This window comes from Burkholderia sp. AU39826, assembly GCF_020419965.1.
Classification (GTDB): domain Bacteria; phylum Pseudomonadota; class Gammaproteobacteria; order Burkholderiales; family Burkholderiaceae; genus Burkholderia; species Burkholderia semiarida.
In genome coordinates, this window is the sequence record NZ_JAIZQG010000019.1 from 1 (window position 1) to 12,886 (window position 12,886).

The following is a 12,886-nucleotide window of genomic DNA, read 5'->3' on the forward strand; positions in this document are numbered from 1 at the left end:
GCCGTGCGTGGCGCCGCCGCGACCGACGCGGCGCGGGCCGCCGCGAGGCGGGCCGATGCTGACGGTTGCGGCGCCGGCCGCGCGGCATTCGATGCCGGCTCGGCCGTGCCGGCGACGACCGTCGCGATGGCGGCCGGGTCCGCCGCACGCGGCGGCGCGCCGTACCCAGCGTTCGCGCGGGCGGCTGCGTAGACGGGGACCGGCGCGGGAGCCGGCGCGGCGGCCGGCGGCGGCACGCTCGTCACGACCATCTGGGCGGCCGGTTGCGCCGCGTAGCCGGCGCCGGCCGCGCGCTGCGCGCCCGAAGCGGAAGCGGCGCCCGCATTCGCGCCGAACTCCCCGCCGCTCGCCGCGTTGGCGTGCGCGAGCGCGGTTTCGGCCGTCTCGCCGCGTCCGGGAATCACGATCATCCCGTCGTCCGCGCGCACGGCGGGCGCGGCGATCCACAGCGCCGCGGCGAGCGCGAATGCACGCCGGACGTGCGTGAGCCGCCCGTTCCTGTCGCGAAGTGCGCCGCTCGTCATCGCCGTGTCCTCGATCCGTTGATTCGCTTCGCATTCTAGGGAGCGCGGGCGTCGCGCAAACGATGAATAGAGGGGGCCTTTGCCGCGTTATTCGCCCGATTGCCGGTTGCGTGCCGCGCCTACCATCGCTGTCATGGAAAAAAGCCGCTCGGGCCGCCATCCGGCGCGAGGGGCGTGCAGCGCTTCATACGGAGAGACGCACACATGCTGGACAAACTCGATGCGGAATTCGCGTTCGGCCGACAGGCGCTCGACGTGCGCGCCTACCGGCAGGAACTGCTGTCGTCGAACATCGCGAACGCCGACACGCCCGGCTACCAGGCCCGCGACGTCGATTTCGCGTCGACGCTCGCGCGCTCGCTGAAGCAGACGGGCGGCGGGCTCGCGCCGAGCAACGCCGCGCCACTGCCGATGGCGCAGCCGGCCGGCGTGACGAGCGGCATGTCGATGGTGTCGACGGCGCCGGGCCACATGGCCGGCACCGCGAAGCTGATTCCGACCGGCGGCCCGTCGGACGACTACGGCCGCGCGCAATACCGGATGCCGCTGCAGCCGTCGCTCGACGGCAACACGGTCGATCTCGACGTCGAGCGCGTGCAGTTCGCGAACAACGCGCTGCACTACGAAACCGGGATGACCGTGATGACCCAGCAGATCAAGGCGATGATCGCCGCGATCTCGACGAACTCGTAAGCGCCGCTTCCGAATCCGGACCCGGACCCAAGCACAAGGAGCCTCCATGCCTTCGTTGATGAACATCTTCGGCGTCGCCGGTTCGGCGCTGTCCGCGCAATCGCAGCGCCTGAACGTGACCGCGTCGAACCTCGCGAACGCCGACAGCGCGACCGGCCCCGACGGCAAGCCGTACAAGGCCAAGCAGGTCGTGTTCGCGACCGACCCGATGGGCGGCGCGCGCACCGCGTCCGGCCAGGGCGTGGGCGGCGTGCGCGTGACGAAGGTGATGGACGACCCGTCGCCGATGAAATCGACCTACGACCCGGCGAACCCGGCCGCCGACGCGAACGGCTACGTGCAGATGCCGAACGTCGATCCGGTGCAGGAGATGGTGAACATGATCTCGGCGTCGCGCTCGTACCAGGCCAACGTCGAGACGCTGAACACCGCGAAGACGCTGATGCTCAAGACGCTGACGATCGGCTCGTAAGCCGCGCGCCGCCGACCCGACCGACCCGACACCGACAGTTCCGACAGAAGGCCACCCAGGATGACTTCCTCCAACACGACGATCGGCAGCAACGGCACCAACGTGTCGACGCTGCCGACCGACACGATGAACACCAACAAAGTGTCGTCGACCAACGGCACGTCGGCGAGCGACCTGCAGGCGACGTTCCTGAAGCTGCTCGTCACGCAGTTGCAGAACCAGGATCCGACGAGCCCCGTCGACAGTTCGCAGATGACGTCGCAGCTCGCGCAGATCAACACGGTGAGCGGCATCGCGCAGTTGAACACGTCGCTCACGTCGCTGTCGTCGCAGCTCGCGGCCGGCCAGCAGACGCAGGCCGCGCTGCTGATCGGCACCAACGTGCTCGCGCCGGGCAACAGCGTCGGCGTGAAGAGCGGCGCGGCGTCGCCGTTCGGCGTGTCGCTCGCGAACGACGTGTCGAACCTGACGATCACCGTGAAGGACAAGACGGGCGCCGTCGTCAACACGATCGACGCGGGCAAGCAGGCGGCCGGCACCGTGCCGTTCAACTGGACGCCGACGGACGCGGCCGGCAACGCGCTGCCCGACGGCACCTACACCGTGAGCGCGCAGTACACGGGCAGCGACGGCAAGACGTATGCGCCGACCGTGCTCGCGGCCGCGACGGTGCAGAGCGTGATCAAGCAGGCGGACGGCACCGCGGGGCTCGTGCTGTCGAACGGCACGACGGTGGGGCTCACCCAGGTTGCGTCGATCTTCCCGAACACGAAGTCGTCCTCGTCCGGCGACACCACCACCAACTGATTGATCGAGCTTTTTCCTAACGGAGACCGAAATGGGTTATCAACAGGGTCTGAGCGGCCTCGCCGGCGCATCGAACGCGCTCGACGTGATCGGCAACAACATCGCGAACGCGAATACGGTCGGCTTCAAGTCGAGCACCGCGCAATTCGCCGACATGTACGCGAACTCGGTCGCGACGTCGGTCAACACGCAGATCGGCATCGGCACGTCGCTGAACGCGGTGCAGCAGAACTTCGGGCAGGGCACGATCAACACGACGAACTCGTCGCTCGACGTCGCGATCAACGGCAACGGCTTCTTCCAGATGTCGAACAACGGCGTGACGACGTACTCGCGCGACGGCACGTTCCAGCGCGACAAGAACGGCTTCATCGTCGACTCGCAGGGCCGTAACCTGATGGGCTACGCGGCCAACGGCGGCGGCGTGATCAACACCGCGCAGACCGTGCCGCTGCAGGCGCCGACCAGCAACATCGCGCCGACCGCGACGACCAAGATCACCGGCCAGTTCAACCTGAACTCGCAGGACAAGGTGCCGGCCAAGACGCCGTTCGACCCGAACGACAACACGACGTACAACTATTCGACGTCGATCCAGGTGTACGACTCGCTCGGCGGCTCGCAGCCGGTGAACATGTACTTCGTGAAGTCGGCGGCCGGCACGTGGGAAGCGTATGCGAACGTGCAGGGCGCCGCGACCCCGACCGACCTCGGCACGATCACCTTCGATTCGTCGGGCGCGATCAAGAGCACGACGCTGCCGGGCTCGACCACGCCGACCACGTCGCTCGGCCAGTTCGACTTCACGGTGCCGACCACCGACGGCTCCACGACGCCGCAACAACTGACGCTCAACCTGACCGGCACGACGCAGTACGGCGGCAAGAACGGCGTGAACAACCTCGCGCAGGACGGCTACGCGAGCGGTACGCTGACGACCTACACGATCGGCGCCGACGGCAAGCTGACCGGCAACTACTCGAACGGCCAGACCGCCGTGCTGGGCCAGATCGCGATCGCGAACTTCAACAACCCGAACGGGCTGGTGAACCTCGGCGGCAACCAGTACGCCGAATCGTCGGCGTCGGGCGTGCCGCAGGTGTCGGCGCCGGGCAGCACGAACCACGGCACGCTGCAGGGCAGCGCGCTCGAGAACTCGAACGTCGATCTGACGGCGCAGCTCGTCAACCTGATCACCGCGCAGCGCAACTACCAGGCGAACGCGCAGACGATCAAGACGCAGCAGACCGTCGACCAGACGCTCATCAACCTGTAAGCGCGGATAACCGGCAGCCATGGACCGACTGATCTATACGGCGATGACGGGCGCGTCGCAGTCGCTCGACCAGCAGGCGGTGGTCGCGAACAACCTCGCGAACGCGTCGACGACGGGCTTTCGCGCGCAGCTCGCGACGTATCGCGCGGTGCCGATGAATTTCGGCGACGGCAGCAACATCGACCCGACGACGACGCGCACCTACGTGCTGGCGTCCACGCCCGGCGCCGATTACGCGCCGGGTCCGATCACGCGCACCGGCAACCCGCTCGACGTGGCCGTGCAGGGCGCCGGCTGGCTGTCGGTGCAGACGGCCGACGGCAGCGAGGCGTACACGCGCGCCGGCAACCTGCACGTCGACGAGAACGGCCAGCTCGTGAACGCGAGCAACCTGCCGGTGATCGGCAACGGCGGCCCGATCTCGGTGCCGCCGAACGCGGAAGTGACGATCGGCAAGGACGGCACGGTGTCCGCGCTGATGCCGGGCGACCCGCCCACCGCCGTCGCGATCGTCGACCAGATGAAGCTCGTCAATCCCGACCCGGCCACGCTCACGCGCGGCAACGACGGGCTGTTCCGCACCGCCGACGGCAATCCGGCCGACGTCGACCCGAACGTGGTCGTCACGCCGAATTCGCTCGAAGGCAGCAACGTGAACCCGGTGACCGCGATGGTCGCGATGATCGACAACGCGCGCGCGTTCCAGCTTCAGTCGAAGCTGATCCAGACGGCCGACCAGAACGAGCAGACGGCGAACCAGCTGCTCAATTTCAGCTGAGCGGCACGGCCCTCGCTATCAGGAGAAGATTCAAATGAACCGTTCGCTCTACATCGCCGCCACCGGCATGAATGCGCAACAGGCGCAGATGGACGTGATCTCGAACAACCTCGCGAACACCAGCACGAACGGCTTCAAGGCGTCGCGCGCGGTGTTCGAGGATCTGCTGTACCAGACCATCCGCCAGCCCGGCGCGAACTCGACGCAGCAGACCGAGCTGCCGTCGGGCCTGCAGCTCGGTACCGGCGTGCAGCAGGTCGCGACCGAGCGCCTTTACACGCAGGGCGGCCTCACGCAGACCGGCAACTCGAAGGACGTCGCGATCAACGGCGCGGGCTTCTTCCAGGTGCTGATGCCGGACGGCACCAACGCGTACACGCGCGACGGCTCGTTCCAGACCAACGCGCAGGGCCAGCTCGTCACGTCGAGCGGCTACCAGGTGCTGCCGGCGATCACCGTGCCGCAGAACGCGCAGTCGCTGACGATCGGCAAGGACGGCGTCGTGTCGGTCACGCAGCCGGGCTCGAGCAACGCGGTGCAGATCGGCTCGCTGCAGATCGCGACCTTCATCAACCCGGCCGGCCTCGAGGCGAAGGGCGAGAACCTGTTCGCGGAAACGACGTCGTCGGGCGCGCCGAACGTGTCGCAGCCGGGGCTGAACGGCGCGGGCGTGCTCAACCAGGGCTACGTCGAGGCGTCGAACGTGAACGTCGTGCAGGAACTCGTCAACATGATCCAGACGCAGCGTGCCTACGAGATCAACAGCAAGGCCGTGACGACGTCCGACCAGATGCTGCAGACCGTCACGCAGATGAAGAGCTAACCGGAAGTCCCGTCGTCGCCATGAAGCAGGTTCGCCTCCCCTCGTCAGCCACCGTCCGCGCCGCGTGCGCGGTCGCGGTGGCGGCGCTCGCCGGTTGCGCGCAGATTCCGCGCGACCCGATCATCCAGCAGCCGATGACGGCGCAGCCGCCGATGCCGATGTCGATGCAGGCGCCCGGCTCGATCTACAACCCCGGCTTCGCGGGGCGGCCGCTGTTCGAGGATCAGCGCCCGCGCAACGTCGGCGACATCCTGACGATCATGATCGCGGAGAACATCAACGCGACCAAGTCGTCGGGCGCGAACACGAACCGGCAGGGCAACACCGATTTCAACGTGCCGACGGCCGGCTTCCTCGGCGGGCTGTTCGCGAAGGCGAACCTGTCGGCGACCGGCGCGAACAAGTTCGCGGCCACCGGCGGCGCGAGCGCGGCGAACACGTTCAACGGCACGATCACGGTGACCGTCACGGGCGTGCTGCCGAACGGCAACCTCGTGGTGAGCGGCGAAAAGCAGATGCTGATCAACCAGGGCAACGAATTCGTGCGCTTCTCGGGGGTCGTCAACCCGAACACGATCTCGGGCGCGAACTCCGTCTATTCGACGCAGGTCGCCGACGCGAAGATCGAATACTCGTCGAAGGGCTACATCAACGAAGCCGAGACGATGGGCTGGCTGCAGCGCTTCTTCCTCAACATCGCGCCGTGGTGATGACGATGCGAACGACCCTGTTCAGCCGCCTGTCGGCCCACGCGCACACGGCCGCGCGGCTCGCCGTCGCGTTCGCGGCGGTGGCCGCCGCGTGCGTGCTCGGCGCCGCGCCCGCGCACGCGGAACGCCTGAAGGATCTCGCGCAGATCCAGGGCGTGCGCGACAACCCGCTGATCGGCTATGGCCTCGTCGTCGGCCTCGACGGCACGGGCGACCAGACGATGCAGACGCCGTTCACGACGCAGACGCTCGCGAACATGCTCGCGAACCTCGGCATCTCGATCAACAACGGTTCGGCCAACGGCGGCCCGTCGTCGCTGAACAACATGCAGCTGAAGAACGTCGCGGCCGTGATGGTGACGGCCACGCTGCCGCCGTTCGCGCGGCCCGGCGAGGCGCTCGACGTCACCGTGTCGTCGCTCGGCAACGCGAAGAGCCTGCGCGGCGGCACGCTGCTGCTCACGCCGCTGAAGGGCGCGGACGGCCAGGTCTACGCGCTCGCGCAGGGCAACATGGCGGTCGGCGGCGCGGGCGCCAGCGCGAACGGCAGCCGCGTGCAGGTGAACCAGCTCGCGGCCGGCCGGATCGTCGGCGGCGCGATCGTCGAGCGCGCGGTGCCGAACGCGGTCGCGCAGATGAACGGCGTGCTGCAACTGCAACTGAACGACATGGACTACGGCACCGCGCAGCGCATCGTGTCCGCGGTCAACGCGAGCTTCGGCCCGGGCACCGCGACGGCGCTCGACGGCCGCACGATCCAGCTCGCGGCGCCGGCCGATTCCGCGCAGCAGGTCGCGTTCATGGCGCGGCTGCAGAACCTCGACGTGAGCCCGGACAAGGCCGCGGCCAAGGTGATCCTGAACGCGCGCACCGGCTCGATCGTGATGAACCAGATGGTCACGCTGCAAAGCTGCGCGGTCGCGCACGGCAACCTGTCGGTGGTCGTCAACACGCAGCCGGTGGTGTCGCAGCCGGGGCCGTTCTCGAACGGGCAGACGGTGGTCGCGCAGCAGTCGCAGATCCAGTTGAAGCAGGACAACGGCGCGCTGAAGATGGTGACGGCCGGCGCGAATCTCGCCGACGTCGTGAAGGCGCTGAACACGCTCGGCGCGACGCCCGCGGACCTGATGTCGATCCTGCAGGCGATGAAGGCGGCCGGCGCGCTGCGCGCCGACCTGGAGGTGATCTAAATGGCAGCCACGCTCCCCAACGCAAACGACCTCACGCAGCGCTTCGCGCTCGACGTGCAGGGTTTCGATGCGCTGCGCGCGCAGGCGAAGCAGTCGCCGCAGGCCGGCGCGAAGGCCGTCGCCGGCCAGTTCGACGCGATGTTCACGCAGATGATGCTCAAGAGCATGCGCGACGCATCGCCCGACGGCGGCTTGCTCGATTCGCACACGTCGAAGATGTACACGTCGATGCTCGACCAGCAGCTCGCGCAGCAGATGTCGACGCGCGGGATCGGCGTGGCCGACGCGCTGATGAAGCAGTTGCTGCGCAACGCGGGCGTCGGCGCCGGCGGCGGCGCGGCGGACGTTGGCGCGGGCGGCATGGGCGGCATGGGCGTGGGCGGCCTCGGCACGGCCGGCAACGAAGGCGGCCTCGCCGCGATGAACGCGATGGCGAAGGCCTATGCGAACGCGGCGAACAACGGCGGCCTTGCCGGCGCGCGCGGCTATTCGGCCGGCAGCGCGCTGACGCCGCCGCTCAAGGGCGCGAGCGGCGTGCGCGACGCGGACGCGTTCGTCGACCGGCTCGCGGGCCCCGCGCAGGCGGCCAGCGCGACGACCGGCATCCCGGCGCGGTTCATCGTCGGCCAGGCCGCGCTCGAATCGGGCTGGGGCAAGCGCGAGATCCGCGCGACGGACGGCTCGACCAGCTACAACGTGTTCGGCATCAAGGCGAACAAGGGCTGGACCGGCCGCACCGTGTCGGCGCTGACCACCGAATACGTGAACGGCACGCCGCGCCGCGTGGTCGCGAAGTTCCGCGCGTACGACTCGTACGAGCACGCGATGACCGACTACGCGAACCTGCTGAAGAACAACCCGCGCTACGCGGGCGTGCTCAGCGCGAGCCGCAGCGTCGAAGGCTTCGCGCACGGGATGCAGAAGGCCGGCTACGCGACCGACCCGAATTACGCGAAGAAGCTGATCTCGATCATGCAGCAGATCGGCTGACGGCCCGCCCGCCACCGATTGGCCCCTTCGGACCGCGCCCGGCACCTTGCCGCGCGCGGTTTCAACGTTTGCGACAAATAAATGGCCGTTTCGATCTAAACTTTCGGTCAGCACTGCCGCTAAGTGTGAGAGACCTGCGACCGGGCCCCCGTTCTGGCCCGGTTTTATTGCGCACCGGTTGCCCCGGGCGCCCATGACAAGAAAGACCGGCTAGCCATGAATATCGAAACGTCGACGGACCCCAGCCTGGATGCAGGCCACTCCGGGCCCGACTATGCCCGCCGCAATCCGCTGGAAATCGGCGTGCAGCTGCGCAACCTGGTGAATCGCGGCGATTTCCTGACCGTCCAGTACCCGGGCGGCCAGCTCGTCACGCGTTTGCTCGAGGTCGACGTCGGCGCGCGGACGTTCACGTTCGACTGGGGCGCGCTGTCGGAGCAGAACGCCGGCATCCTCGGCGCGTCGCACTGCACGTTCGCGGCCGCGCCGGAGGGCGTGCGCGTCGAATTCACCACGGGCACGCCGCGCGAGACGCGCTACGAGGGGCTGCCCGCGTTCGTCGCCGATTTCCCCGACGTGCTGGTCTGCATCCAGCGCCGCGAATATTTCCGCGTCGACGCGCCGATCGTCGATCCGTTCCTGTGCCGCGGCAAGCTGCCGGACGGCGAAAGCTTCCTGTTCGAGGTGCACAACCTGTCGCTCGGCGGCGTGGGGCTGCGTACGGCCGACGAGCGCGTCGAGGCGCTCGAGGTCGGTACGCTGCTGCCGGACGTCGAGCTCGAGCTGACGGGCCACGGCAAGCTGTCGCTCGACCTGCAGCTCGTGTCGCAGCGTTCGACGCAGATGCCGAACGGGGCGCGGCGCTACCAGCTCGGCTTCCGCTACATGTCGCTGCCGGGCAGCGCGGAGAACACGCTGCAGCGGCTGATCACGCAGCTCGAAATGAAGCGCCGCTCGCTCGCGCGGGCCTGACGCGCCCCAGCGGGCGGCCCCCACGGGCGGCCCGCGCGGCGCCGCCGGCGCCTCGTGCCGGCCGCTTCCGACGGCGACGCACGCTCGTGCGCCGCGCGTGCATTTTTTCCTCAATTTTTTCGATCCGCGGCCGTTATACCGGGAGTCACGCAACCCGGCGGCCGCAACGCGCGGCCGGCTCATCAGGATCGCGCATGTCCAACACACTCATGAACCTCGGCGTCAGCGGCCTGAATGCCGCGCTCTGGGGCCTCACGACGACCGGCAACAACATCAGCAACGCCGCGACGCCCGGCTATTCGGTCGAGCGGCCCGTGTATGCCGAAGCGAGCGGCCAGTACACGGGCAGCGGCTACATGCCGCAAGGCGTGAACACCGTCACCGTGCAGCGGCAGTACAGCCAGTACCTGAGCGACCAGTTGAACACCGCGCAGACGCAGGGCAGCGCGCTGTCGACCTGGTACACGCTCGTCGCGCAGCTGAACAACTACATCGGCAGCCCGACGGCCGGCATCTCGACCGCGATCACGAGCTACTTCACCGGCTTGCAGAACGTCGCGAACAACGCGTCCGACCCGTCCGTGCGGCAAACCGCGATCAGCAACGCGCAGACGCTGGCCAACCAGATCAACGCGGCCGGCCAGCAGTACGACGCGCTGCGCCAGAGCGTGAACACCCAGCTCACCAGCACGGTGTCGCAGATCAACACGTACACCGCTCAGATCGCCGAGCTGAACCAGCAGATCTCGGCGGCGAGCAGCCAGGGCCAGCCGCCGAACCAGCTGATGGACCAGCGCGACCTCGCCGTGTCGAACCTGTCGAGCCTCGCCGGCGTCCAGGTCGTGCGCAACGAGGGCGGCTACAGCTTGTTCCTCGCGGGCGGCCAGCCGCTCGTCGTCGCCGACAAGAGCTACCAGCTCGCGACCGTCTCGTCGCCGTCGGACCCGAGCGAGCTGACCGTCGTGTCGCAGGGCATCGCCGGCGCGAACCCGCAGGGGCCGAACCAGGCGTTGCCCGATTCGTCGCTGTCGGGCGGCACGCTCGGCGGCCTGCTCGCATTCCGCAGCCAGACGCTCGACCCCGCGCAGGCGCAGCTCGGCGCGATCGCGACCAGCTTCGCCGCGCAGGTCAACGCGCAGAACGCGCTCGGCATCGACCTGTCGGGCAATCCGGGCGGCAACCTGTTCAGCGTGCCGTCGCCGACCGTGTACGCGACCCAGGGGAATACGGGCAACGCGTCGCTGTCGGTGTCGTTCGCGAACGCGTCGCGGCCGACGACGAGCGACTATACGCTCTCGTTCGACGGCGCGAATTACACGCTGACCGACCGCGCGAGCGGCGCGGTGGTCGACCAGAAGGCGGGCCCGATGCCGGTTTCGCTCGGCGGGCTGAACTTCTCGGCCGCGACCGGCACGCAGATGCAGCCGGGCGACAAGTTCACCGTGCTGCCGACGCGCGGCGCGCTGAACGGCTTCGGCCTTGCGACGACGAGCTTCTCGGCGATCGCGGCCGCGTCGCCGGCCGTCACGTCGGCGGCGAGCACCAACACGGGCACGGGCAAGATCACGCTGGGCGGCGTGACCTCGGGCTATCAGGTGCCGACAACCAAGCTGACCTTCGACGCGACGGCAAAGACGCTGACGGGCTTCCCGGTCGGTACGACGGTGACGGTCGGGACGACGCCGCCGACGACGGTGACCATCGTGAATCCGACGGACACCGTCCCGTACGACCCGGCGTCCGGCGCGACGATGACGATGTCGGGGACGGCCGCGGGCGCACTCAACGGCGTGAGCGTGTCGCTGTCCGGCGCGCCGGCGACCGGCGATTCGTTCACGATCGGGCCGTACGCCGGCGGCACCAGCGACGGCTCCAACGCACGGGCGCTGTCGCAACTCGTCAATGCGAAGGCGCTCGGCGGCGGCACGACGACCCTCACGGGCGCGTACGCGACCTACGTCAACGGCATCGGCAACACGGCGACGCAGCTCAAATCGTCGAGCACCGCGCAGACCGCGCTGGTCGGTCAAATCACGCAGGCACAGCAGTCGGTGTCGGGCGTGAACCAGAACGAGGAAGCGGCCAACCTGATGCAGTACCAGCAGCTTTACCAGGCGAACGCGAAGGTGATTCAGACGGCGGCGACGCTGTTCCAGACCGTCCTTGGCCTGTTCAACTGACCGGATTCGAGAGGATAGAAACGATGCGGATCTCCAGCGCCCAGTATTTCCAGCTGAACGTCACGCAGATGAACGACCAGCAGGCCCAGCTTGCGCAGCTGTACCAGCAGATCGCGAGCGGCGTGAGCCTGCAGACGGCGGCGGACAATCCGGTCGGCGCGGCGCAGGCCGTGCAGTTGTCGATGACGTCGGCGACGCTGTCGCAGTACGCGACCAACCAGACCACGGCGCTCGCGTCGCTGCAGGCCGAGGACCAGGCGCTGCAGAACGTGAGCGGCGTGCTCACGAGCGCGCAGACGCTGCTCGTGCGGGCGGGCGACGGCTCGCTGTCCGACAGCAACCGGGCGGCGCTGGCGACGCAACTGCAGGGCTACCGCGACCAGTTGCTGACGCTCGCGAACACCAACGACGGCGCCGGCACCTACCTGTTCGCCGGCACGAACAATTCCGCGCCGCCGTTCAAGGCCGCGCCGAACGGCAGCGTGGCGTATGTCGGCGACACCGGCACGCGCGACGTGCAGATCGCCGATTCGAGCACCGTGTCGCAGAGCGACACGGGGGCGGCCGTCTTCATGTCGGTGCCGGCGATCGGCAGCACGCCCGTGCCGTCGGCGGGCGCCGCCAATGCGGGCACCGCCACGATCGGCACGGTGGCCGTGACGAACCCGGCGGCCGCGACGAACGGCCATCAGTTCGCGATCACGTTCGGCGGCACGCCCGCCGCGCCGACCTACACGGTGACCGACAACTCGGTCAGCCCGCCGAGCACCACGCCGGCGCAGGCCTATTCGGCCGGCTCGGCGATCTCGCTCGGCAACGGCATGACGGTGGCGGTGTCGGGCACGCCGGCCGTCGGCGACACGTTCGCGGTCGACCCGGCGCCGCAGGCGAGCGGCGGCGCCGACATATTCTCGACACTCGACGCGATGATTTCGGCGCTGAACAAGCCCGTGACCGGCAACCCGGTGGCGAGCGCCGCGCTGACGAATGCGCTGATGACGGGCTCGACCAAGCTCGGCAACACGATGCGCAACGTCACGACGATCCAGGCGTCGGTCGGCGGCCGCGAGCAGGAAGTCAAGGCGATGCAGGCCGTCAACCAGTCCGCGGCGCTGCAGACGAGCAGCAACCTGTCGGATCTGACGAGCACCAACATGGTGACGACGATCAGCCAGTACCTGCAGGTGCAGAACGCGCTGACCGGCGCGCAGAAGGCCTACGTGCAGTTGCAGAACATGTCGCTGTTCCAGTACATCAATCCGTGACGTACGCGGCGCCGGCTGCGATGTGAGCGCATGCTTACTTCGCGGCCGGCGCGCGCCGCCGCCCCGCGCGTCGGGCGCGGACGGGCGCTTCACCGGGCCGCGCGCCCGCGCACCGGTTCTCTGGCGCGACCTGCCGCGCCCGCACCTGGCCGTTCCGCTTGCCGGCCCCGCCTGCCGGTTCGCTTGCCAGCCCCATTTCCGCTCCG

12 protein-coding genes and 1 pseudogene are annotated in these 12,886 nt (G+C 68.8%); 12 read left to right on the forward strand and 1 reads right to left on the reverse strand.

The window, feature by feature from the left end; genetic code table 11:
* A pseudogene (locus tag LGM42_RS25410) lies at positions 1-524 on the reverse strand (flagellar biosynthesis protein FlgA); the annotation flags it as partial.
* Between the two features lie 204 nt (positions 525-728).
* On the opposite strand from LGM42_RS25410, the gene flgB reads away from it, so the two are divergent.
* The 12 genes from flgB (at position 729) to flgL (ending at position 12,680) form a co-directional block, all read left to right on the forward strand.
* Entirely contained in the window at positions 729-1,217 is a 489-nt protein-coding gene (gene flgB, locus LGM42_RS25415) for a flagellar basal body rod protein FlgB (protein WP_059583906.1), read from the forward strand.
* 46 nt (positions 1,218-1,263) lie between these two features.
* Complete coding sequence (gene flgC, locus LGM42_RS25420) at positions 1,264-1,689, forward strand: flagellar basal body rod protein FlgC (RefSeq protein WP_006485701.1); 426 nt, start codon at positions 1,264-1,266, stop codon at positions 1,687-1,689.
* Positions 1,690-1,749: 60 nt separating this feature from the next.
* Positions 1,750-2,496 carry a flagellar hook assembly protein FlgD gene (gene flgD / locus LGM42_RS25425; RefSeq protein WP_099316895.1) on the forward strand — a complete coding sequence of 249 codons (747 nt, stop codon included), beginning with the start codon at positions 1,750-1,752 and terminating at the stop codon, positions 2,494-2,496.
* 31 nt (positions 2,497-2,527) lie between these two features.
* Positions 2,528-3,772 carry a flagellar hook protein FlgE gene (gene flgE / locus LGM42_RS25430; RefSeq protein ID WP_060312180.1) on the forward strand — a complete coding sequence of 415 codons (1,245 nt, stop codon included), beginning with the start codon at positions 2,528-2,530 and terminating at the stop codon, positions 3,770-3,772.
* A 19-nt stretch (positions 3,773-3,791) separates the two neighbouring features.
* Positions 3,792-4,550, forward strand: a complete 759-nt coding sequence (gene flgF / locus LGM42_RS25435; protein WP_059583901.1) for a flagellar basal-body rod protein FlgF — start codon at positions 3,792-3,794, stop codon at positions 4,548-4,550.
* A 34-nt stretch (positions 4,551-4,584) separates the two neighbouring features.
* Complete coding sequence (gene flgG, locus LGM42_RS25440) at positions 4,585-5,373, forward strand: flagellar basal-body rod protein FlgG (protein ID WP_006485706.1); 789 nt, start codon at positions 4,585-4,587, stop codon at positions 5,371-5,373.
* 20 nt (positions 5,374-5,393) lie between these two features.
* The gene (gene flgH / locus LGM42_RS25445) at positions 5,394-6,083 is read left to right on the forward strand and encodes a flagellar basal body L-ring protein FlgH (RefSeq protein ID WP_059583900.1); all 690 of its coding nucleotides are present in this window, start codon (positions 5,394-5,396) and stop codon (positions 6,081-6,083) included.
* A gap of 5 nt (positions 6,084-6,088) precedes the next feature.
* Positions 6,089-7,273 (forward strand): flagellar basal body P-ring protein FlgI, encoded by a 1,185-nt coding sequence (locus LGM42_RS25450; RefSeq protein ID WP_060010306.1) that lies wholly within the window; start codon positions 6,089-6,091, stop codon positions 7,271-7,273.
* The gene (flgJ, locus tag LGM42_RS25455; protein ID WP_060312177.1) at positions 7,274-8,263 is read left to right on the forward strand and encodes a flagellar assembly peptidoglycan hydrolase FlgJ; all 990 of its coding nucleotides are present in this window, start codon (positions 7,274-7,276) and stop codon (positions 8,261-8,263) included.
* A 216-nt stretch (positions 8,264-8,479) separates the two neighbouring features.
* Positions 8,480-9,235, forward strand: coding sequence for a flagellar brake protein (locus LGM42_RS25460; protein WP_059583897.1), 756 nt, complete (start codon positions 8,480-8,482; stop codon positions 9,233-9,235).
* Between the two features lie 194 nt (positions 9,236-9,429).
* Entirely contained in the window at positions 9,430-11,415 is a 1,986-nt protein-coding gene (gene flgK, locus LGM42_RS25465; protein ID WP_060312175.1) for a flagellar hook-associated protein FlgK, read from the forward strand.
* A gap of 23 nt (positions 11,416-11,438) precedes the next feature.
* Entirely contained in the window at positions 11,439-12,680 is a 1,242-nt protein-coding gene (flgL, locus tag LGM42_RS25470) for a flagellar hook-associated protein FlgL (RefSeq protein ID WP_059583893.1), read from the forward strand.
* Positions 12,681-12,886 lie beyond the last annotated feature (206 nt).

Coding starts and splice junctions, on each gene's coding strand:
- flgB (WP_059583906.1), top strand. CDS start 729: ATGCTGGACAAACTCGATGCGGAATTCGCGTTCGGCCGACAGGCGCTC.
- flgC (WP_006485701.1), top strand. CDS start 1,264: ATGCCTTCGTTGATGAACATCTTCGGCGTCGCCGGTTCGGCGCTGTCC.
- flgD (WP_099316895.1), top strand. CDS start 1,750: ATGACTTCCTCCAACACGACGATCGGCAGCAACGGCACCAACGTGTCG.
- flgE (WP_060312180.1), top strand. CDS start 2,528: ATGGGTTATCAACAGGGTCTGAGCGGCCTCGCCGGCGCATCGAACGCG.
- flgF (WP_059583901.1), top strand. CDS start 3,792: ATGGACCGACTGATCTATACGGCGATGACGGGCGCGTCGCAGTCGCTC.
- flgG (WP_006485706.1), top strand. CDS start 4,585: ATGAACCGTTCGCTCTACATCGCCGCCACCGGCATGAATGCGCAACAG.
- flgH (WP_059583900.1), top strand. CDS start 5,394: ATGAAGCAGGTTCGCCTCCCCTCGTCAGCCACCGTCCGCGCCGCGTGC.
- LGM42_RS25450 (WP_060010306.1), top strand. CDS start 6,089: ATGCGAACGACCCTGTTCAGCCGCCTGTCGGCCCACGCGCACACGGCC.
- flgJ (WP_060312177.1), top strand. CDS start 7,274: ATGGCAGCCACGCTCCCCAACGCAAACGACCTCACGCAGCGCTTCGCG.
- LGM42_RS25460 (WP_059583897.1), top strand. CDS start 8,480: ATGAATATCGAAACGTCGACGGACCCCAGCCTGGATGCAGGCCACTCC.
- flgK (WP_060312175.1), top strand. CDS start 9,430: ATGTCCAACACACTCATGAACCTCGGCGTCAGCGGCCTGAATGCCGCG.
- flgL (WP_059583893.1), top strand. CDS start 11,439: ATGCGGATCTCCAGCGCCCAGTATTTCCAGCTGAACGTCACGCAGATG.